The organism is Salmonella sp. FC25216, from assembly GCF_057751355.1.
Window position 1 is genome coordinate 110,595 of record NZ_JBDGON010000010.1, and the last position, 20,442, is coordinate 131,036.

Genomic DNA, 20,442 nt, shown 5'->3' on the forward strand with positions numbered 1-20,442 from the left:
CACCCAACAACAACCTTAATTATGCTGGAAAATGACGAGAACGTTCCGTTAGCCGAGAGTACATGGCATCTGACAACATTCAGAATGCTGCTGAAAATCGCCAGAAAAACAGTGCATTATAATATATTTATTTAAAAAGAATTAGTTATCACCAACAACGAAAATCCCGTTGCGAGCAAAAAACAAACAACCACAGAGTATTTTATCGACAAAAAGCCCATAAATAAAAACTTTACACTAGTTGATAGTTACTATCCAGGAACATACTCTATGCAAAAGCAAAAGTGCTTCGTGATTTCACTACAAACCATAACCTCATTCTGATTGATACGTTACAAGGAGCATTGACATGTTCTCTCCACAGTCACGCTTGCGTCATGCCGTAGCAGACACGTTTGCGATGGTTGTTTACTGTTCTGTTGTGAACATGTTGATCGAGATATTCCTCTCCGGAATGAGCTTTGAGCAGTCGCTTTCTTCCAGGCTGGTGGCGATACCTGTCAACATTTTGATTGCATGGCCATACGGCGTTTATCGCGATCTGATTATGCGCGTCGCGCGTAAGGCAAGCCCGGCTGGATGGGCAAAAAGCCTGGCGGATATATTGGCTTATGTCACCTTTCAATCACCCGTTTATATTATCATTTTGCTGACCGTCGGCGCCGGCTGGCACCAGATAATAGCCGCCGTGAGTTCAAACATTATCGTTTCAATGTTAATGGGCGCGGTTTATGGCTACTTCCTGGATTATTGTCGTCGCCTGTTTAAAGTGAGCAGCTATCATCAGGCTAAGGCGTAAGTTAGCGTCGCGACTGGCGTTGCCAGTCGCGCTTTTAGTTGGTTTTTTCGTCGCCAAATAGCCCATTCAGATAACGTTCTAACGCTATTCGTGAGCTAAAGCCGTGGGGAATACCGTAATGTTCGTGGGTCTCGCCGCCTAAATAGAGCGGAAAATTTTGGTAGTGATCGCAGGTTTTAATATCCGAAGCCGGGTCAGCCAGTGATGAGCTTCGGTCTTTTAATCTGGGGTGAATGATCAACGCGGTACGCCCCATACGCGCCTCGCGGTTAACATAAACATAATTCTCGCCGCGTCGATAACCATACGTCTTATTCGTCACCACATCGACGGTAAACCCTGCCTTTTCCAGTACGCGCGCCACCTCGTCAGGTCGTAAATACATATTTTATCCTCATTCTCTTTTACTGCGGGCTTACCTTACCCGATAGACCGTTATCAGCGCTTTCAGAAAAGTCCAGAAACGCAATGATATCGCCGTAACGAACCTCAGCAGGTAAAAATATGAACTACACTGAAAGCTACATCGAAATCAATGGAGGATCATATGCTTAACAAACCGAACCGAAACGACGTCGATGATGGTGTTCAGGATATTCAGAATGATGTCAATCGATTAGCCGACAGTCTGGAAGATGTCCTTAAATCCTGGGGAAGCGATGCGAAAGACGAAGCCGAGGCTGCGCGACGTAAAGCACAGGCGCTGCTGAAAGAGACCCGAGCGCGGATGCATGGCCGTACTCGCGTAAAACAAGCCGCTTGTGATGCAATGGGGTGCGCGGATACGTTTGTGCGTGAAAAACCCTGGTGTAGCGTAGGAACCGCCGCAGCGGTAGGTATTTTTATCGGGGCGCTGCTCAGCCTGCGTCGCTAACGGCGTGCGCTGCCGGATGGCGACATACTTTATTTGGCCTGCATCATTGCCGCAGGCCAGAGTCGTGCCATTCGGCGAAACAGTTACTGTATCGCCTGTCGAAGCTGCCATGCGACCTGTTTCGCCATGGCAGCGGAAGTAATATTAGTAAACGACAGTAAAATGCCCCCCTTTCCTGCCGAAATCACTCGCCAGCGGCTTAGCGCCTGTACCGCCAGTTCCGCCTGATTCGCCTTCGCTACCTGCGCTTTATCATCACCTTCAACCTCAATAACCAATTGAATGCCGCCTTTCTGTAAAGTCACAACAAATCCCTGTTCTGCCAACGCCTCCTCTATCCATAACCGTCGCTGAGCATAATGTTGACGCATCTTTTTCAGATGTCGCCAGAAATGGCCATCATGGATAAAATCAGCCAGCGTGTGCTGCCATAACAACGGTACGCTGCAGGGCATCAGCGACACCTGTTGCCGGAAATGCTCAATCTGCTTTATCGGCACCACCTGCCAGGCGGTACGTAATGCCGGAAAGAGCGACTTACTGAACGTTCCGGCGTAAATCACGCGCTGCGGGGCATCCAGACTCTTGAGCGGCGGAAGCGGTTTACCGTGATAACGAAATTCGCTGTCGTAGTCATCTTCAATAATCCAGGCCTGCACATTCGCCGCCCATGCCAGAAGTTGCCGTCGGCGAGTTAACGACAGCGCTACACCCAACGGACTTTGATGGGCGGGCGTCACCAATACAAAGCGCCCTTGCGGGCAATCCCGCATCCCCGCCGCGACATTCAGCCCATCGGCATCGACCGGAATCGGCGCCAGCGTAACCCCCTCCTGAGTTATCACCGGGCGAATTAACGGAAAGCCGGGATCTTCCACCCACATGCTGTCTCCCGGCACAGACAATGTACGCAGGATTAGCCGCATAGAATCCGCATAACCGGAGGTAATAAATACCTGCTCCGGCAGACATTCAATGCTACGCGAAACCCGCAGGTAATCGACTATCGCCTGGCGCAAAATCGCCTCGCCGCAGACGTCGCCTAATGCCAGATCAAAGCGCGTCTGCGTGCGCAACCGACGTCCCATCACTCGCGCCCACTTTTCGCGCGGAAAAAGATCCAGCGCCGGTAACCCCATCTGAAAGGGTTGCGGTTCCGGGCTTTCTCCGGCAAAAACAGCGGGTATCGGCGGCGCCGTCTCAAACCGTAGAGCGTTGCTCACAAACGTGCCTGCCTGGCCACGTCGCTCCAGCCAGCCCTGCGCCACCAGCTCGCCATAGGCATTTTCCACCGTGGCGCGAGAAACGCCCAGTTCCTGCGCCCACGTCCTACTGGAAGGCAAGCGCGTTCCGGGCGCGAGTTCTCCTTGCTCAATGGCCGTTTTTAACTGACGAGCGATGTGCTGATAGCGCGGCATATGGTCTGCTTTTTCTGTAAAAATATGGCTCTCTTTTACAGACCATTATAGTGCTACAGTGCTCGTCATCAACACGAGGAGAAACATGATGACGACGTTACGCCAACCCTATTATGAACTGAGCCCGGAGGTTTACAGCGCTCTGGTGCAGGCGAAAAACGCGCTGGAAAAGAGCACGCTTGACCCTACCCTGATGGAGCTGATTTACCTGCGCATTTCGCAAATTAATGGTTGTGCATTTTGTCTGGAGATGCACAGTAAGACCCTGCGTAAGGCTGGCGTGAATCAAGCTAAACTGGATGCGCTGGCAGGCTGGCGGGTAAGTCACCATTTCAGCGAGCAAGAGTGTACGGCGTTAGCCTGGGCGGAATCGGTGACGCACATTGCTGAAACCCACGCTGAAGATAATGTTTATCTGCCGCTGCTCGCTCACTTTAGCGCGCGTGAAATCAGCGATCTGACCTTCGCCATCGGTTTGATGAACTGCTTTAACCGTCTGGCGATCGGTATGCGCATGTGACGCATTTTTGCTGAATGGCGCTGATGCTATCCGGCTCTGTTATGCGTGAACCTGTAGGCCGGATCGGGCGTTCACGCCGCCATCCGGCAAAAATTAGCCATGCCATCCCTACCCCGCTGTGTTCATCAGCGACGTTAAAATTAATCGGAAATTCCCATATCTTGTATGGTTGAATCTTAATTCAACTACATCTAGTATTGCCTGTATCAGCACACGACAACCCGACGCGTTTCATCGCGCCGTTTTCTCATTCTAAACGGAAATACGAATCATGAGCATTACTATTTACACTCGCAATAACTGTGTTCAGTGCCACGCCACGAAACGGGCGATGGAAAGCCGTGGATTTGAATTTGAGATGGTGAACGTCGACCTGGTGCCGGATGCAGCGGATACGCTCCGGGCGCAAGGGTTTCGTCAATTACCGGTGGTGATGGCGGGCGATTTGAGCTGGTCTGGCTTCCGCCCGGACATGATTAACCGTCTGCATACAACGCCTCACGCGGCAAGCGCATGAGCGCGCTCGTCTACTTCTCCAGCAGCTCTGAAAATACGCACCGCTTTATGCAGCGTCTGGGGCTGCCCGCCACGCGTATTCCACTCAATGAACGGGAGCGAATTCGGGTAGACGAGCCGTACATTCTGGTTGTGCCGTCATACGGCGGCGGCGGGATGGCCGGTGCGGTGCCGCGACAGGTGATCCGCTTTTTAAATGATGAACACAACCGGGCGCGCATTCGCGGCGTCATCGCCTCCGGTAATCGCAATTTCGGCGATGCCTGGGGATGTGCTGGCGATGTGATAGCACAAAAATGCGGCGTACCCTGGCTGTACCGCTTTGAGCTCATGGGCACACAACGCGACATCGATAACGTCCGAAAAGGAGTAAATGAATTTTGGCAACAACAACCCCGGAGCGCGTAATGCAGGAAACAATGGATTACCACGCCCTGAATGCGATGCTGAATCTTTATGATAAAGCAGGCCATATTCAGTTCGACAAGGACCAGCAGGCGGTCGATGCCTTCTTTGCCGCCCACGTCCTCCCACATTCCGTGACGTTTGCCAGCCAGCATGAACGTCTGGACACGCTGGTTCAGGAAGGTTATTACGATGACGCGGTCCTCGCGCGTTACGACCGCGCCTTCGTCCTCAGCCTGTTCGACCACGCTCACGCCAGCGGCTTTCGCTTCCAGACGTTTCTTGGCGCCTGGAAGTTCTATACCAGTTACACGCTGAAAACCTTCGACGGCAAACGTTATCTGGAACACTTTGAAGATCGGGTGACAATGGTGGCGCTGACGCTGGCGCAGGGTGACGAAACGCTGGCCACCCAACTGACCGATGAAATGCTTTCTGGTCGCTTCCAGCCCGCCACCCCGACTTTTTTAAATTGCGGTAAACAACAGCGTGGGGAACTGGTCTCCTGCTTCCTGCTCCGTATCGAAGACAATATGGAGTCGATCGGGCGGGCGGTGAACTCGGCGCTGCAACTCTCCAAACGCGGCGGCGGCGTCGCATTTTTACTCTCCAATCTGCGCGAGGCGGGCGCGCCGATCAAACGCATTGAGAATCAATCGTCCGGCGTGATCCCGGTGATGAAAATGCTGGAAGACGCGTTTTCGTATGCCAACCAGCTTGGCGCGCGCCAGGGGGCCGGCGCGGTTTATCTCCATGCGCACCATCCGGATATTCTGCGTTTTCTGGATACCAAACGGGAAAACGCTGACGAAAAAATCCGGATCAAAACGCTCTCTCTCGGCGTGGTGATCCCGGACATCACCTTCCGGCTGGCGAAAGAAAACGCGCAAATGGCGCTCTTTTCGCCCTATGACGTACAACGACGCTACGGCAAACCGTTTGGCGATATCGCCATTAGCGAACGGTACGATGAATTAATTGCCGATCCGCACGTGCGTAAAACCTATATTAACGCCCGTGACTTTTTTCAAACACTGGCAGAGATTCAGTTCGAATCCGGGTATCCCTACATCATGTTTGAAGATACGGTAAACCGCGCGAATCCGATTGCCGGTCGCATTAATATGAGCAACCTGTGCTCGGAAATTTTACAGGTCAATAGCGCTTCCCGTTACGACGATAACCTTGACTATACCCACATCGGGCATGACATCTCCTGCAATCTCGGCTCGTTGAATATCGCTCACGTCATGGATTCACCGGACATTGGCCGTACCGTAGAAACCGCTATTCGCGGCCTGACAGCGGTCTCAGACATGAGCCATATACGCAGCGTGCCCTCAATAGCCGCCGGTAATGCCGCCTCTCATGCCATCGGTCTGGGCCAGATGAATCTGCATGGCTATCTGGCAAGGGAAGGAATTGCCTACGGTTCGCCGGAGGCGTTGGATTTCACCAATTTCTATTTTTACACCATTACCTGGCATGCCGTGCACACTTCAATGCGGCTGGCCCGTGAACGCGGCAAAACCTTCGCCGGATTTGCGCAGTCGCGCTATGCCAGCGGCGACTATTTTACGCAGTATTTACAGGACGACTGGCAACCGAAAACGGCGAAAGTCAAGGCGCTATTTGCCCGCAGTGGCATTACGCTGCCCACACGAGAAATGTGGATAAAGCTGCGCGACGATGTGATGCGCTATGGCATCTATAACCAAAATTTGCAGGCGGTGCCGCCGACCGGTTCGATTTCTTACATTAATCATGCGACCTCCAGCATTCATCCGATTGTGGCAAAAATTGAGATTCGCAAAGAGGGCAAAACCGGGCGTGTGTATTACCCCGCGCCGTTTATGACCAATGAAAATCTGGATATGTATCAGGATGCTTACGATATCGGTCCGGAAAAAATTATTGATACCTATGCCGAAGCCACGCGCCACGTCGATCAAGGGCTGTCGCTCACCCTGTTTTTCCCCGATACCGCCACGACCCGCGATATAAACAAAGCGCAGATCTATGCCTGGCGAAAAGGTATTAAGTCACTGTATTACATCCGGCTTCGCCAGTTGGCGCTGGAAGGTACTGAAATTGAAGGCTGCGTATCCTGCGCGCTATAAGGAAAGCAATATGAAATTATCTCGTATTAGCGCCATCAACTGGAACACGATCCAGGACGACAAAGATCTGGAGGTGTGGAACCGTCTGACCAGTAATTTCTGGCTGCCGGAAAAAGTGCCGTTATCGAATGATATTCCGGCCTGGCAGACGCTGAGCGCCGCCGAACAGCAGCTCACCATTCGCGTGTTTACTGGCCTCACGCTGCTCGATACTATCCAGAACATCGCAGGCGCGCCGTCGTTGATGGCAGATGCCATCACGCCGCATGAAGAGGCAGTGCTGTCGAACATCAGCTTTATGGAAGCGGTACACGCCCGCTCTTACAGTTCTATTTTTTCCACTCTGTGCCAGACAAAAGATGTTGATGCCGCCTACGCCTGGAGCGAAGAAAACCCGCCGCTACAGCGTAAGGCGCAGATTATTTTGGCTCATTACGTCAGCGATGAACCGCTAAAGAAAAAGATTGCCAGCGTCTTTCTGGAGTCTTTTCTGTTCTATTCCGGCTTCTGGCTGCCGATGTATTTCTCCAGCCGCGGTAAGCTCACGAACACTGCCGACCTGATTCGTTTAATCATTCGCGATGAAGCGGTTCACGGTTATTATATTGGCTATAAATATCAGATCGCGCTACAAAAACTATCGACAATCGAGCGTGAAGAGTTAAAGCTTTTTGCGCTGGATTTGCTGATGGAACTGTACGATAACGAAATCCGCTACACAGAAGTTTTATATGCGGAAACCGGCTGGGTTGACGACGTCAAAGCCTTCTTGTGCTACAACGCTAATAAAGCCTTAATGAACCTGGGTTATGAGGCGTTATTTCCGCCGGAGATGGCAGACGTGAATCCCGCGATCCTTTCCGCGCTCTCGCCGAATGCCGACGAAAACCACGATTTCTTTTCCGGATCAGGTTCATCTTATGTGATGGGAAAAGCAGTCGAAACCGAAGACGAAGACTGGAATTTTTAGCCTTATGGGTATGGGAAATAACGTTACATTTCCCATGCCATTATTTCAAGCAATGTTGAGTTAAATCGCGCAAATATTACAGCATGTTCTACACTCAATACGAGTGACATTATTCGCCTGGATTTCCCCAATTCAGGTGGATTTTTGATGGTTATCACAAAAAATATCTTCTCCACCTCATTCGCGCTCAGCCCTTATATCATGGGAAATCACAGCCAATAGCATCTCGCAATATTCATGCCAGAAGCAAATTCAGGGTTGTCTCAGATTCTGAGTATGTTAGGGTAGAAAAAGGTAACTATTTCCATCAGGTAACATATCGACATAAGTAAATAACAGGAATCATTCTATTGCATGGCAATTAAATTAGAAGTGAAGAATCTGTATAAAATATTTGGAGAGCATCCGCAACGCGCCTTCAAATATATTGAAAAGGGACTATCGAAAGAGCAAATACTGGAAAAAACGGGGCTATCGCTTGGCGTTAAAGACGCCAGTCTGGCCATTGAAGAAGGCGAGATATTTGTCATCATGGGATTATCCGGCTCGGGTAAATCCACAATGGTACGCCTTCTCAATCGCCTGATTGAACCCACCCGCGGACAGGTATTGATCGACGGCGTTGATATTGCAAAAATATCAGACGCTGAGCTTCGCGAGGTGCGCAGGAAAAAGATTGCGATGGTCTTCCAGTCATTTGCGCTCATGCCGCATATGACCGTGCTGGATAATACGGCATTCGGTATGGAATTAGCGGGCATCGCGGCGCAAGAGCGTCGTGAAAAAGCGCTGGAAGCCTTGCGTCAGGTGGGGCTTGAGAATTACGCTCATGCCTATCCGGATGAACTTTCCGGTGGGATGCGTCAGCGTGTTGGACTTGCCCGCGCGCTGGCAATCAACCCTGACATCTTATTAATGGATGAAGCGTTTTCCGCCCTCGATCCATTAATTCGTACCGAAATGCAGGATGAGCTGGTGAAATTACAGGCGAAACATCAGCGTACCATTGTCTTTATTTCCCACGATCTTGATGAGGCTATGCGTATTGGCGACAGGATTGCCATTATGCAAAATGGCGAGGTCGTACAGGTTGGTACGCCGGATGAGATCCTGAATAATCCGGCAAATGATTATGTCCGCACGTTCTTCCGTGGCGTGGATATTAGTCAGGTCTTTAGCGCCAAAGATATTGCCCGTCGCAGTCCGGTCGGATTAATTCGTAAAACGCCAGGTTTTGGTCCCCGTTCGGCACTGAAATTATTACAGGATGAAGACCGTGAATATGGTTACGTCATTGAACGTGGTAATAAATTCGTGGGCGTCGTGTCTATCGACTCATTAAAAGCGGCATTAAGTCAGGCGCAAGGGATTGAAGCTGCGCTTATCGACGACCCTTTAGTCGTTGATGCGCAAACCCCACTCAGCGAGTTACTCTCTCACGTCGGTCAGGCGCCCTGCGCGGTGCCGGTTGTCGATGAAGAACACCAGTATGTTGGCATTATTTCAAAACGTATGTTGCTACAGGCTTTAGATCGCGAGGGGGGAAACAATGGCTGATCAAACGAATCCGTGGGACACCGCACAGGTGGCGGATACTACGGCGCAAACGGCTGATGCCTGGGGAACACCGGCAGGCGTAGCCACGGATGGCGGCAGTGCCGACTGGCTGAACAACGGGCCAGCACCAGCGCCTGAACACTTTTCTCTTCTGGACCCGTTCCATAAAACGCTGATCCCGCTGGATAGCTGGGTCACCGAGGGAATCGACTGGGTCGTCACCCATTTCCGCCCCCTTTTTCAGGGGATTCGTGTGCCGGTGGATTACATCCTTAACGCTTTTCAGCAACTGCTGCTGGGAATGCCCGCCCCTGTGGCGATTATTCTCTTCGCGCTGATTGCCTGGCAGGTTTCCGGCATGGGCATGGGGATCGCGGCGCTGATATCGCTGATCGCGATCGGTGCGATCGGCGCCTGGTCGCAGGCGATGATTACCCTGGCGCTGGTGCTGACCGCCCTGTTGTTCTGCGTCATGATCGGATTACCGATGGGAATCTGGCTGGCGCGCAGCCCGCGCGCAGCCAAAATAGTTCGTCCGCTGCTGGATGCGATGCAGACTACGCCCGCGTTCGTCTATCTGGTGCCGATTGTCATGTTATTCGGCATCGGTAACGTGCCGGGCGTCGTGGTGACGATTATTTTTGCTCTACCGCCGATTGTACGCCTGACGATCCTGGGCATTAACCAGGTGCCTGCCGACTTAATTGAAGCGTCGCGCTCGTTCGGCGCCAGCCCGCGCCAAATGCTGTTCAAAGTGCAACTACCGCTGGCGATGCCCACCATTATGGCAGGCGTCAATCAGACGCTGATGCTGGCCCTCTCGATGGTGGTGATCGCCTCGATGATTGCGGTCGGCGGACTTGGCCAGATGGTACTACGCGGCATTGGTCGTCTTGATATGGGGCTGGCAACCGTCGGCGGCGTCGGCATTGTGATCCTCGCTATCATTCTTGACCGTCTGACGCAGGCTGTCGGGCGCGACTCGCGTAGCCGCGGCAACCGTCGCTGGTATACCACTGGTCCTGTTGGGCTAATCACCCGCCCTTTCGTTAAGTAACTCTCCTGTCGCCCGGTAACGCTACGCTTACCGGGCTTACAACTCCCTACCATAATTAAAGGAACAACGATGCGACATACCGTGATATTTGCCTCAGCGTTTGCCACCCTTGTCACCGCCAGCGCTTTCGCTGCCGACCTGCCTGGCAAAGGCATTACCGTCCAACCTATTCAAAGCACTATTTCTGAAGAATCCTTCCAGACGTTACTGGTCAGCCGGGCGCTGGAAAAGTTGGGCTATACCGTAAATAAACCAAGTGAAGTCGATTACAACGTAGGCTATACCTCCATCGCCTCTGGCGATGCGACGTTTACCGCCGTAAACTGGCAGCCGCTGCATGATGATATGTATGCCGCGGCAGGCGGAGACAAAAAGTTTTACCGCGAGGGTGTCTTCGTCTCCGGCGCTGCGCAGGGGTATCTGATCGATAAAAAAACCGCCGAGCAGTACAACATCACCAATATCGCTCAGCTAAAAGATCCGAAAATCGCCAAAATCTTCGATACCAATGGCGACGGAAAAGCGGACATGATGGGCTGCTCGCCGGGCTGGGGCTGCGAAGCCGTGATCAATCACCAGAATAAAGCGTTTGATCTCGAAAAAACCGTTGAGGTCAGCCACGGTAACTATGCAGCGATGATGGCTGATACCATTACCCGTTTTAAAGAAGGCAAGCCGGTACTGTATTACACCTGGACGCCATACTGGGTGAGCGACGTAATGAAGCCGGGTAAAGATGTCATCTGGCTACAGGTGCCGTTCTCCTCCCTGCCGGGCGAACAGAAAAATATTGAGACTAAACTGCCGAACGGCGCGAACTATGGGTTCCCCGTCAATACCATGCATATTGTCGCCAATAAGACATGGGCGGAGAAAAACCCGGCGGCGGCGAAACTGTTCGCCATCATGAAGCTGCCGCTGGCGGATATCAACGCGCAGAACGCCATGATGCATGCTGGTAAATCGTCTGAAGCCGATGTTCAGGGACACGTGGATGGCTGGATCAACGCCCACCAGCAGCAGTTTGACGGCTGGGTGAAAGAAGCGCTGGCCGCGCAGAAATAATATCGTTTTTATGCCGGATAGCGGCGCAGTTCATGCGCCGCTATCCGGCCTACTCAATCTCTCCTCAAACCGCACAATTCATCACGTCACCGTTCCCCTTTATTCATAAACATCCGCTATGATTGTTTTCCCAAGAAATGATTACCTGAGTCACGATTACCATAATGACGAAACCCAATCATGGGCTTAGCCCGGCGCTGATCGTTTTAATGTCTGTGGCCACTGGTCTGGCGGTCGCCAGCAACTACTACGCCCAGCCGCTGCTTGATACCATCGCGCATCACTTTTCGCTTTCCGCCAGCTCCGCAGGGTTTATCGTTACCGCCGCGCAGTTGGGCTATGCCGCTGGCCTGTTGTTTCTGGTGCCGCTCGGCGACATGTTTGAACGCCGAATGCTGATTGTCTCTATGACATTGCTGGCGGCAGGCGGAATGCTGATCACCGCCAGTAGTCAGTCGCTTAGCATGATGATCCTCGGAACGGCCTTAACCGGATTGTTCTCCGTGGTAGCGCAGATTCTGGTTCCGCTGGCCGCCACGCTTGCGACGCCCGACACCCGCGGCAAAGTGGTCGGCACCATTATGAGCGGCCTGTTGCTGGGGATACTGCTGGCGCGAACGGTCGCCGGACTGCTGGCAAACCTCGGCGGTTGGCGCACCGTATTTTGGGTAGCGTCGGCACTGATGGCACTGATGGCCGTCGCGTTGTGGCGCGGGCTGCCAAAGCTCAAATCCGACACCCATCTTAACTACCCGCAACTGTTGGGTTCCGTATTCAGCCTGTTTATTCACGATAAGCTGCTACGTACCCGCGCGCTGCTGGGCTGTCTGACCTTTGCTAATTTCAGCATTCTCTGGACTTCGATGGCCTTTTTACTCGCCGCGCCGCCGTTTAGCTACTCTGAGGGGATGATAGGCCTGTTTGGCCTGGCAGGGGCCGCCGGCGCTTTAGGCGCGCGTCCGGCTGGCGGATTTGCCGATAAAGGTAAATCGCACCTCACCACCACGGTCGGCTTACTGCTGCTATTACTCTCCTGGCTGGCTATCTGGCTTGGGCACACCTCAGTACTGGCGCTGATTATTGGCATTCTGATACTGGACCTCACGGTTCAGGGGGTACATATCACCAATCAGACGGTTATCTATCGTTTGCATCCGGATGCGCGTAACCGGCTCACCGCCGGCTATATGACCAGCTACTTTATCGGTGGCGCCGCGGGGTCGCTGATTTCCGCCTCCGCCTGGCAACATGCCGGCTGGGCCGGCGTTTGTCTGGCGGGTGTCACGGTAGCCCTACTTAATTTACTGGTCTGGTGGCGAGGTTTTCACCGACAGGAAGCCGTAAATTAAGCGGATAGTGAGCGTTTACCTTTGTTTAAGCTCCTTAGGGTGTTAAGGAGCTCCCCAGTCTGTTAAGGTTATGCTATTCATTTATCATGGTTATTTTTATACCGGTGAAGAATAATATAATTCTATGGAAAGCCCTGCATCCCCATCTGCTCCCAGGCCAATAGCGCCTGTTCAAGGATTCGAAGGTCGTTTACCGATAGCTATCCGTGATATTCCGGTAGCGTTTGCATTGGGTTGTAAGGCCATTTACCTGGCTTTCGCCCCTCCCGCTTCTTGTTCTCTCCTGACTTTTTCATGCAGGCGCCCACGCTTTTCTCATCATTCCTGGATTCGCCACAGGCGGCGCTTTACCGGGCCCAATGTTCCCGCTGATGTCTCAGTCTGCGTATCATTGTCTGTTTTATAGCCTGAAAGAATGATTTTGTATTAATAATACATTTACTTTATTTGTCACTGTCGTTACTATATCGGCTGAAATTAATGAGGTCATGCCCAAATGGATAGTTCGTTTACGCCCATTGAACAAATGCTAAAATTTCGCGCCAGCCGTCACGAAGACTTTCCTTATCAGGAAATTCTTTTGACCCGCCTTTGTATGCACATGCAAGGCAAGCTCCTGGAAAACCGCAATAAAATGCTGAAGGCTCAAGGGATTAACGAGACGTTGTTTATGGCGTTGATTACGCTGGAGTCTCAGGAAAACCACAGTATTCAGCCGTCTGAATTAAGCTGCGCGCTGGGTTCATCTCGCACCAATGCGACGCGCATTGCAGATGAACTGGAAAAACGAGGCTGGATTGAGCGTCGTGAGAGCGATAACGACCGCCGTTGCTTGCATCTGCAATTAACGGAGAAAGGTCAGGCATTTTTGCAAGAAGTGCTTCCGCCTCAGCATCATTGTCTGCATCAACTCTGGTCATCACTTAGCACTGCCGAAAAAGATCAACTTGAGCACATCACTCGTAAGCTCCTGACACGTCTTGATCAAATGGAGCAGGAAGGCACTGTTCTTGAGGCGCTGCGCTAACGCGCCGACCCGCTCAAACATCCAGATTAATAACAGGAAAGCGGACAGGCCAGCATGCGTTACTGCTGGCCTTTCTGACAACAGGTCGGTTCAGCCGATGTGAATAATAAGATCGTGGAGAACAACATGAGCGCAAATGCGGAGATCCAACCCCCGCAGCAATCGGCTAAGAAGAAAGGCAAACGCAAAACAGCGCTGCTACTTCTTACCTTGCTCTTTATTATTATTGCCGTGGCATATGGAATTTATTGGTTTTTAGTATTGCGTCATATTGAAGAGACAGATGATGCTTACGTGGCAGGGAACCAGGTTCAAATCATGGCGCAGGTGTCAGGCAGCGTGACGAAAGTCTGGGCTGATAACACCGACTTTGTAAAAGAGGGCGATGTTCTGGTCACGCTCGATCAGACCGACGCCAAACAGGCGTTTGAAAAATCCAAAACGGCGCTGGCCTCCAGCGTGCGCCAGACGCACCAGTTGATGATTAACAGCAAGCAGTTGCAGGCGAATATCGACGTGCGAAAAACCGCCCTGGCGCAAGCGCAAAGCGACCTTAACCGCCGTGTGCCGCTGGGTAATGCCAACCTTATTGGCCGTGAAGAGCTGCAACACGCCCGCGATGCCGTCGCCAGCGCACAGGCACAACTGGATGTCGCCATTCAACAGTACAATGCCAATCAGGCAATGATACTCAACAGTAAACTGGAAGATCAGCCTGCGGTTCAACAAGCGGCGACCGAAGTGCGTAACGCCTGGCTGGCGCTGGAGCGTACCCGCATCGTCAGTCCGATGACCGGTTACGTCTCCCGCCGCGCCGTCCAGCCAGGCGCGCAGATCAGCCCCACCACGCCGCTGATGGCCGTCGTGCCTGCAACCGATCTGTGGGTGGACGCTAACTTTAAAGAGACCCAATTAGCGAATATGCGCATTGGGCAGCCAGTTACGATTATTACCGATATTTATGGCGACGACGTAAAATACACCGGTAAAGTCGTCGGTCTGGATATGGGGACAGGCAGCGCCTTCTCCCTGCTGCCAGCACAAAATGCGACGGGTAACTGGATTAAAGTGGTTCAACGTCTGCCGGTACGCGTCGAACTGGACGCCCGCCAGTTAGAACAACATCCGCTGCGTATTGGTTTATCGACGCTGGTAACTGTGGACACTGCTAACCGCGACGGTCAGGTACTGGCCAGCCAGGTACGAACGACGCCGGTTGCCGAAAGTAACGCACGCGAAATTAATCTCGCGCCGGTCAATAAACTGATCGACGACATCGTGCAGGCTAACGCGGGTTAATCCTGAGGTGCGTGTGATGCAACAGCAAAAACCGCTGGAAGGCGCGCAGCTCGTCATCATGACGATCGCGCTGTCGCTGGCGACATTCATGCAGGTGCTGGACTCCACCATTGCCAACGTGGCGATTCCCACCATCGCCGGGAACCTGGGTTCTTCCCTAAGCCAGGGGACATGGGTTATCACCTCTTTCGGGGTGGCGAACGCCATCTCGATTCCCTTAACCGGCTGGCTGGCAAAACGCTTTGGCGAAGTCAAACTGTTCATGTGGTCGACGGTCGCCTTTGCCGCGGCTTCATGGGCCTGTGGCGTATCCAGCAGCCTGAATATGCTGATCTTCTTCCGCGTGGTGCAGGGCGTGGTCGCCGGGCCGTTGATTCCGCTCTCGCAAAGCCTGCTGCTGAATAACTATCCGCCTGCGAAGCGCTCCATTGCGCTGGCGCTCTGGTCAATGACCGTCATTGTCGCGCCGATTTGCGGCCCGATACTGGGGGGCTACATCAGCGATAACTACCATTGGGGATGGATTTTCTTCATCAACGTGCCGATTGGCGTTGTCGTCGTCCTGATGACGTTACAAACGCTGCGCGGACGTGAAACGCGCACCGAACGACGGCGTATTGACGCCATCGGTCTGGCGCTACTGGTGATTGGCATCGGCAGCCTGCAAATCATGCTCGATCGCGGTAAAGAGCTGGACTGGTTCTCTTCGCAGGAAATTATCATCCTGACCGTGGTAGCCGTAATCGCCATCAGTTTCCTGATTGTCTGGGAGCTCACCGACGATCACCCTATCGTCGATCTTTCTCTTTTTAAATCGCGTAACTTCACTATCGGGTGCTTGTGCATCAGCCTTGCTTATATGCTCTATTTCGGCGCCATTGTTCTGCTGCCGCAGCTTCTGCAAGAGGTGTACGGCTATACCGCAACGTGGGCAGGTCTGGCGTCCGCGCCGGTCGGCATTATTCCGGTAATTTTGTCACCGATTATCGGACGCTTCGCGCATAAACTGGATATGCGCAGGCTGGTCACGTTCAGCTTCATTATGTACGCCGTTTGTTTTTACTGGCGCGCCTGGACGTTCGAACCGGGTATGGATTTCGGCGCTTCCGCGTGGCCGCAGTTTATTCAGGGGTTTGCCGTCGCCTGCTTCTTTATGCCGCTGACCACCATTACACTCTCCGGGCTACCGCCCGAACGGCTGGCGGCGGCATCAAGTCTGTCGAACTTCACGCGAACGCTGGCGGGCTCCATCGGCACCTCGATTACCACCACCATGTGGACCGATCGTGAGTCGCTACACCATGCTCAGCTAACGGAGTCGGTCACGGCGTATAATCCAAACGCTCAGGCCATGTACGATAAGCTGGAGGGCTTAGGGATGACGCACCAACAGGCGTCAGGCTGGATAGCCCAGCAAATCACGAATCAGGGGCTGATTATTTCCGCCAATGAAATTTTCTGGATGTCAGCCGGAATATTCCTGGTGCTGCTCGGCCTGGTCTGGTTCGCGAAACCACCGTTCGGCGCGGGTGGCGGCGGAGGCGGCGCGCACTAATAAAAAAGCCAGTTCACATGAACTGGCTTTTTTGCGCCGGGGAGTTATGCCGGATGGCGGCGTTGCCTTATCCGGCCTACGCAGCTCTTGCCCAACATGTAGGCCCGGTAAGCGTTAGCGTCACCGGGCAGTAAGGGCACGACTAAATGTGCAATTCCTGCAACTTCTCTTTCGGTAGCGCCAGCTCTGTATTGTTATTCACGCGAATATCACAGTCCAGAATATGGCGGGCGATTTCCTGCGCTTCGTTCAGGGAGTGCATCTGCCAGGTGCCGCACTGGTAAACGTTTAATTCCGGGATCTGGTTTTGATCCTGCACTTTCAATACGTCGGCCATTGCCGCTTTCCACGCATCAGCAACGCGCTGCTCATCGGGCGTACCGATCAGACTCATGTAGAAACCGGTGCGACAGCCCATCGGCGAGATATCGATAATCTCTACGCCGTTACCGTTGAGGTGGTCGCGCATAAAGCCAGCAAACAGGTGCTCAAGAGTATGAATCCCTTTTTCCGGCATCACTTCTTTATTCGGGACGCAGAAACGCAGATCGAAAACGGTGATGGTATCACCATGCGGGGTATTCATCGTTTTTGCCACGCGTACCGCCGGCGCTTGCATCCGGGTATGATCGACTGCGAAGCTATCTAACAATGGCATTTAGTCACCTCCGATAATTTTTTAAAAATAAACTGAACTCTTTGTTCCGGGGCGAGTCTGAGTATATGAAAGACGCGCATTTGTTATCATCATCCCTGTTTTCAGCGATGAAATTTTGGCCACTCCGTGAGTGGCCTTTTTCTTTTGGGTCAGTCGTGCTTTGCAAGCCACGCGGCAAACGGCTCGGTATCCGCCGCCTCAATCTCCTGCTGACGACGTACTGAAGCGTCACGTTCAGCAATAAACTCTTCTTCCTGCAAAATCTCCAGCGGCTCTTCGCGTAACAGATTACGGTAAGCTTCGCCGAACGCTTTCCCGGTACCGCCAATACCGGTATCAATCATTGAGCGCAAAATGCGTGCGGAGAACGTCAGCTCCGGATTATCAAAACAGGCAACCAGTTCGTCGCAGACTTTCTGATAATCCTCTCCCCCGTGGATACTGTCCAGCGTTTGCGCCACGCGTTTCAGATCGCGGAAGAGATCTTTCCCTACTTTGGGCAGCGGGAACTGTGCAGTTTCACAGCCAATCCCCAGGGTAAGGCCTGGTTTACGGCCTTCCAGAATAACGCGATTCCAGTTGGCGCGCGTGCACAGCAACTCGCTGCTGCTCATCTCCGGCGCATCGGCCAGTACGCACCAGACCATAAAGAGATCGAGAAAACGCACCTGCTGTTCATCCACGCCGATCGGAGAAAATGGATTGATATCCAGAGAGCGTACTTCAATATACTCAATACCGCCGCGTAACAGCGCATCTGAAGGCGATTCGCCGCTGCGCGTCACGCGCTTGGGACGAATGGGCGCATACAGCTCATTTTCAATTTGCAGAACGTTGCTGTTAATCTGTAGTCGCTTACCGTCTTTTTCCAGACCAATCCGCGCATACTCTTCTGACGGCGTTTTAATCGCCCGCTTCAGGCCTGCAACATATTCATGTAGATCGTTAAACGTGATACCCAGATTGCTTTGCGACTTATTGGTATAGCCCAAATCACTCAAACGCAGCGACGTCGCATATGGCAGGTAGTACATGCCGCAGTCCGTTTTTTCAAACGGTAATGTGGTCGGCTTTCCTTGCAGGAAAGAGGAACAAATGGCCGGAGAAGCGCCAAACAGATATGGGATGACCCAGCCAAAACGGTAATAATTGCGAATCAGGCGGAAATAGCCGGCAGAAATTTTTTCTTTTGCCGCTTCGCCTTCCGTAACGCCGCATTTCGCCTGCCAGAATGCCATCGGTAATGAAAAATTGTAATGTACGCCGGAGATGGTTTGCATCAAAGCGCCATAACGATTTTTCAGCCCTTCGCGATAGAGCGTCTTAAAGCGCCCCGTATTCGATGTGCCGTACTGCGCCAGCTCAATGTCCTGCCCTTCCGCAATATAGCAGGGCATACTTAATGGCCACATCCGCTCATCGTCCAGTTTCCTGGCCGTATAACGGTGGAGATCGCGCATAAAGGTGAGCATATGCTGGATATCGCCATCGACTGGCGTAATAAACTCCAGTAGGGCTTCCGCAAAATCCGTGGTAATCCATTTATGGGTCAGCGCCGAACCTAACGCTTCAGGATGACCTGTTGTCGCCAGCGTGCCATCAGCATTTACACGCAGCGTTTCGCGCTCTAACCCGCGCTGTATCCCCTTTAACGCCTGAGGATGTTTTTCCAGCCAGGCCAGAGCCTGTGATACGTCCGGGATCAAATTGACCTCCCGCCTGTCAAAATCGTTTTAATAAGCATAACTGTAATAGCGGCCATGCATGCCAAACCTACAATTATTACCACCACATCATGCCCTGAACCGTCGCCGCTGCGAGCGCAACATAGCGCAGCGCCTTACCAAGACACAAAAAAAAGATCGTCCGCCCCCACGGGATGCGCATCCATCCCGCTAACAGGCACAACAAATCACCGATTACCGGCATCCAGCTTAATAATAGTGTGGCTGCGCCATAACGCTTTAGCCAGCCAGTCGCTTTTTCTTGCCAGCGCGACGTTTTGCGCAGCGGAAAGAAACGCCCAAGAATAACGTTAGTTACCCCTCCAAGGCTATTACCTATTGTTGCTGTTAAGACTAAGACCCAGGGATGACTGACTCCGGAGACCAGCATGGCAACCAAAACAACCTCAGAATTACCGGGTAACAGCGTAGCGCTGAGAAAACTACTGGCAAACAGAGACAGGAGAGACAGTCCGTCACTCACAATAGTCGGACATCCACGGCATCCATCCCTGCCGCCCGCGCCGCCTGTAAACCAAAATCGGCATCTTCAAATACTACGCACTGCGTTGGCATAACGCCCATCCGCTGCGCGCAAAGTAAGAAGGTGTCAGGCGCGGGTTTGTGATGCTGTACGTGGTCTGCCGCCACAACCGCATCAAAATAACGACGCAGCCCCAGATGCGCTAACAAGGCTTCCGCAATAGCGCTTTCGCTACCAGTACCGACCGACAGGGGACGCCGTCCATACCACGCCTTGACCACCTCAATCAGCGGCAGCGGTTCTACGCAGTCCAGCAGGATGCTTTTTACCGCGTCGGTTTTCTCACGCGCCAGTGACCGGGGATCAAGATCGGCATGGTTAAGCTCAATGATTGACTGGGCGATACGCCAGGTTGGTGAACCGTTAAGCGCGACCATTGCCTGTTCATCAAAACGAAGACCATAGCGCCCCAAAACCTCACGCCACGCTTTGCGATGCGTTGGTTCGGTATCCAGAAGAGTACCGTCCATATCAAAAATCAAACCAGCATAACGTGCGTACATCGTGTTCTCGCAAACCGAATAACCAGACAGTACTTTATCGCAATTGGTTGATTTTGTCGCTAATAGAGATAAAGAGGAATGTTCAGGATAAGGGGAAAACCGATCGCAGGGAAATGACGCATACAGGAAGATTACTTGCCTTACGGGCCGTTGCTGAAGCAACGTTATCCTTCCTGGTGCCTGGGGTTATTACTGCCATCGCATCCGCATCTTCATCGCTGAAAGTACGGGGAATATGGTGCATCCGGGAGGATTCGAACCTCCGACCGCTCGGTTCGTAGCCGAGTACTCTATCCAGCTGAGCTACGGATGCATCGGAAATGATGTTTACTACAAGATTTGATGTCGCATTTACTGCCACACTAAGTAAGATGGTGCATCCGGGAGGATTCGAACCTCCGACCGCTCGGTTCGTAGCCGAGTACTCTATCCAGCTGAGCTACGGATGCATCGGGAATGATGTTTACTACAAGACTTGATGT

Annotated in this window: 20 protein-coding genes and 2 tRNA genes; 14 read left to right on the forward strand and 8 right to left on the reverse strand. The window is 52.6% G+C overall.

Annotated elements, in window-relative coordinates:
* The first annotated feature begins 349 nt into the window (after window positions 1-349).
* Window positions 350-799: an L-alanine exporter AlaE gene (gene alaE / locus AC3G3F_RS19045; RefSeq protein ID WP_023249005.1), complete on the forward strand. Its 450-nt coding sequence runs from the start codon at window positions 350-352 to the stop codon at window positions 797-799.
* A gap of 34 nt (window positions 800-833) precedes the next feature.
* On the opposite strand, the gene AC3G3F_RS19050 is transcribed toward alaE, so the two are convergent.
* Window positions 834-1,184, reverse strand: a complete 351-nt coding sequence (locus tag AC3G3F_RS19050) for a DUF2002 family protein (protein ID WP_023249004.1) — start codon at window positions 1,182-1,184, stop codon at window positions 834-836.
* A gap of 162 nt (window positions 1,185-1,346) precedes the next feature.
* Here AC3G3F_RS19050 and AC3G3F_RS19055 point away from each other — a divergent pair, with 162 nt between their 5' ends.
* Window positions 1,347-1,673 (forward strand): ElaB/YgaM/YqjD family protein, encoded by a 327-nt coding sequence (locus AC3G3F_RS19055; protein WP_001650455.1) that lies wholly within the window; start codon window positions 1,347-1,349, stop codon window positions 1,671-1,673.
* 83 nt (window positions 1,674-1,756) lie between these two features.
* Here AC3G3F_RS19055 and pdxR read toward each other — a convergent pair whose 3' ends face one another.
* On the reverse strand, window positions 1,757-3,091 hold the full coding sequence (gene pdxR, locus AC3G3F_RS19060) for a MocR-like pyridoxine biosynthesis transcription factor PdxR (protein WP_488395563.1): 1,335 nt from the start codon (window positions 3,089-3,091) through the stop codon (window positions 1,757-1,759).
* 88 nt (window positions 3,092-3,179) lie between these two features.
* Between pdxR and AC3G3F_RS19065 the strand changes: the two genes are divergently transcribed.
* The 12 genes from AC3G3F_RS19065 to emrB all read left to right on the forward strand — a co-directional run bounded on the left by AC3G3F_RS19065 (window position 3,180) and on the right by emrB (window position 16,531).
* Window positions 3,180-3,611, forward strand: coding sequence for a carboxymuconolactone decarboxylase family protein (locus tag AC3G3F_RS19065; protein WP_053509013.1), 432 nt, complete (start codon window positions 3,180-3,182; stop codon window positions 3,609-3,611).
* Window positions 3,612-3,882: 271 nt separating this feature from the next.
* Window positions 3,883-4,128 carry a glutaredoxin-like protein NrdH gene (gene nrdH / locus AC3G3F_RS19070; RefSeq protein ID WP_023249001.1) on the forward strand — a complete coding sequence of 82 codons (246 nt, stop codon included), beginning with the start codon at window positions 3,883-3,885 and terminating at the stop codon, window positions 4,126-4,128.
* A complete protein-coding gene (gene nrdI / locus AC3G3F_RS19075; RefSeq protein ID WP_053509016.1) occupies window positions 4,125-4,535 on the forward strand; it encodes a class Ib ribonucleoside-diphosphate reductase assembly flavoprotein NrdI in 411 nt (136 codons plus the stop codon). The genes nrdH and nrdI overlap by 4 nt, the downstream gene beginning before the upstream one ends.
* Complete coding sequence (nrdE, locus tag AC3G3F_RS19080) at window positions 4,508-6,652, forward strand: class 1b ribonucleoside-diphosphate reductase subunit alpha (protein WP_070801731.1); 2,145 nt, start codon at window positions 4,508-4,510, stop codon at window positions 6,650-6,652. The genes nrdI and nrdE overlap by 28 nt, the downstream gene beginning before the upstream one ends.
* Before the next feature lie 10 nt (window positions 6,653-6,662).
* Window positions 6,663-7,622: a class 1b ribonucleoside-diphosphate reductase subunit beta gene (nrdF, locus tag AC3G3F_RS19085; protein WP_023248998.1), complete on the forward strand. Its 960-nt coding sequence runs from the start codon at window positions 6,663-6,665 to the stop codon at window positions 7,620-7,622.
* Between the two features lie 354 nt (window positions 7,623-7,976).
* Window positions 7,977-9,179, forward strand: coding sequence for a glycine betaine/L-proline ABC transporter ATP-binding protein ProV (proV, locus tag AC3G3F_RS19090; protein WP_023248997.1), 1,203 nt, complete (start codon window positions 7,977-7,979; stop codon window positions 9,177-9,179).
* On the forward strand, window positions 9,172-10,236 hold the full coding sequence (gene proW, locus AC3G3F_RS19095) for a glycine betaine/L-proline ABC transporter permease ProW (protein WP_023248996.1): 1,065 nt from the start codon (window positions 9,172-9,174) through the stop codon (window positions 10,234-10,236). Before proV ends, proW begins: the two co-directional genes overlap by 8 nt.
* A gap of 69 nt (window positions 10,237-10,305) precedes the next feature.
* Window positions 10,306-11,301: a glycine betaine/L-proline ABC transporter substrate-binding protein ProX gene (gene proX, locus AC3G3F_RS19100; protein ID WP_023248995.1), complete on the forward strand. Its 996-nt coding sequence runs from the start codon at window positions 10,306-10,308 to the stop codon at window positions 11,299-11,301.
* A 164-nt stretch (window positions 11,302-11,465) separates the two neighbouring features.
* Window positions 11,466-12,650, forward strand: a complete 1,185-nt coding sequence (locus tag AC3G3F_RS19105; RefSeq protein ID WP_023248994.1) for an MFS transporter — start codon at window positions 11,466-11,468, stop codon at window positions 12,648-12,650.
* A gap of 496 nt (window positions 12,651-13,146) precedes the next feature.
* The gene (gene mprA, locus AC3G3F_RS19110) at window positions 13,147-13,677 is read left to right on the forward strand and encodes a transcriptional repressor MprA (RefSeq protein WP_000378431.1); all 531 of its coding nucleotides are present in this window, start codon (window positions 13,147-13,149) and stop codon (window positions 13,675-13,677) included.
* 126 nt (window positions 13,678-13,803) lie between these two features.
* Window positions 13,804-14,976: a multidrug efflux MFS transporter periplasmic adaptor subunit EmrA gene (gene emrA, locus AC3G3F_RS19115; RefSeq protein ID WP_023248993.1), complete on the forward strand. Its 1,173-nt coding sequence runs from the start codon at window positions 13,804-13,806 to the stop codon at window positions 14,974-14,976.
* 16 nt (window positions 14,977-14,992) lie between these two features.
* Entirely contained in the window at window positions 14,993-16,531 is a 1,539-nt protein-coding gene (gene emrB / locus AC3G3F_RS19120; RefSeq protein WP_023248992.1) for a multidrug efflux MFS transporter permease subunit EmrB, read from the forward strand.
* A gap of 142 nt (window positions 16,532-16,673) precedes the next feature.
* Here emrB and luxS read toward each other — a convergent pair whose 3' ends face one another.
* The 6 genes from luxS to AC3G3F_RS19150 form a co-directional block, all read right to left on the reverse strand.
* On the reverse strand, window positions 16,674-17,189 hold the full coding sequence (gene luxS / locus AC3G3F_RS19125) for an S-ribosylhomocysteine lyase (RefSeq protein ID WP_001130198.1): 516 nt from the start codon (window positions 17,187-17,189) through the stop codon (window positions 16,674-16,676).
* A gap of 149 nt (window positions 17,190-17,338) precedes the next feature.
* A complete protein-coding gene (gshA, locus tag AC3G3F_RS19130) occupies window positions 17,339-18,895 on the reverse strand; it encodes a glutamate--cysteine ligase (protein ID WP_023248990.1) in 1,557 nt (518 codons plus the stop codon).
* A gap of 76 nt (window positions 18,896-18,971) precedes the next feature.
* Window positions 18,972-19,397 carry a YqaA family protein gene (locus tag AC3G3F_RS19135; protein WP_023248989.1) on the reverse strand — a complete coding sequence of 142 codons (426 nt, stop codon included), beginning with the start codon at window positions 19,395-19,397 and terminating at the stop codon, window positions 18,972-18,974.
* Window positions 19,394-19,960, reverse strand: coding sequence for a fructose-1-phosphate/6-phosphogluconate phosphatase (yqaB, locus tag AC3G3F_RS19140; RefSeq protein WP_023248988.1), 567 nt, complete (start codon window positions 19,958-19,960; stop codon window positions 19,394-19,396). Before yqaB ends, AC3G3F_RS19135 begins: the two co-directional genes overlap by 4 nt.
* A gap of 236 nt (window positions 19,961-20,196) precedes the next feature.
* Window positions 20,197-20,273: transfer RNA gene (locus AC3G3F_RS19145), tRNA-Arg, on the reverse strand.
* 59 nt (window positions 20,274-20,332) lie between these two features.
* Window positions 20,333-20,409, reverse strand: a tRNA-Arg gene (locus tag AC3G3F_RS19150).
* Window positions 20,410-20,442: the final 33 nt, after the last annotated feature.

What these genes read in the sequence shown, in the direction of transcription:
- pdxR (WP_488395563.1), bottom strand. Translation starts at nt 3,091, where the DNA reads ATGCCGCGCTATCAGCACATCGCTCGTCAGTTAAAAACGGCCATTGAG.
- nrdH (WP_023249001.1), top strand. Translation starts at nt 3,883, where the DNA reads ATGAGCATTACTATTTACACTCGCAATAACTGTGTTCAGTGCCACGCC.
- AC3G3F_RS19105 (WP_023248994.1), top strand. Translation starts at nt 11,466, where the DNA reads ATGACGAAACCCAATCATGGGCTTAGCCCGGCGCTGATCGTTTTAATG.
- proX (WP_023248995.1), top strand. Translation starts at nt 10,306, where the DNA reads ATGCGACATACCGTGATATTTGCCTCAGCGTTTGCCACCCTTGTCACC.
- mprA (WP_000378431.1), top strand. Translation starts at nt 13,147, where the DNA reads ATGGATAGTTCGTTTACGCCCATTGAACAAATGCTAAAATTTCGCGCC.
- AC3G3F_RS19055 (WP_001650455.1), top strand. Translation starts at nt 1,347, where the DNA reads ATGCTTAACAAACCGAACCGAAACGACGTCGATGATGGTGTTCAGGAT.
- proW (WP_023248996.1), top strand. Translation starts at nt 9,172, where the DNA reads ATGGCTGATCAAACGAATCCGTGGGACACCGCACAGGTGGCGGATACT.
- luxS (WP_001130198.1), bottom strand. Translation starts at nt 17,189, where the DNA reads ATGCCATTGTTAGATAGCTTCGCAGTCGATCATACCCGGATGCAAGCG.
- proV (WP_023248997.1), top strand. Translation starts at nt 7,977, where the DNA reads ATGGCAATTAAATTAGAAGTGAAGAATCTGTATAAAATATTTGGAGAG.
- alaE (WP_023249005.1), top strand. Translation starts at nt 350, where the DNA reads ATGTTCTCTCCACAGTCACGCTTGCGTCATGCCGTAGCAGACACGTTT.
- AC3G3F_RS19065 (WP_053509013.1), top strand. Translation starts at nt 3,180, where the DNA reads ATGACGACGTTACGCCAACCCTATTATGAACTGAGCCCGGAGGTTTAC.
- emrB (WP_023248992.1), top strand. Translation starts at nt 14,993, where the DNA reads ATGCAACAGCAAAAACCGCTGGAAGGCGCGCAGCTCGTCATCATGACG.
- emrA (WP_023248993.1), top strand. Translation starts at nt 13,804, where the DNA reads ATGAGCGCAAATGCGGAGATCCAACCCCCGCAGCAATCGGCTAAGAAG.
- nrdI (WP_053509016.1), top strand. Translation starts at nt 4,125, where the DNA reads ATGAGCGCGCTCGTCTACTTCTCCAGCAGCTCTGAAAATACGCACCGC.
- yqaB (WP_023248988.1), bottom strand. Translation starts at nt 19,960, where the DNA reads ATGTACGCACGTTATGCTGGTTTGATTTTTGATATGGACGGTACTCTT.
- nrdF (WP_023248998.1), top strand. Translation starts at nt 6,663, where the DNA reads ATGAAATTATCTCGTATTAGCGCCATCAACTGGAACACGATCCAGGAC.
- AC3G3F_RS19050 (WP_023249004.1), bottom strand. Translation starts at nt 1,184, where the DNA reads ATGTATTTACGACCTGACGAGGTGGCGCGCGTACTGGAAAAGGCAGGG.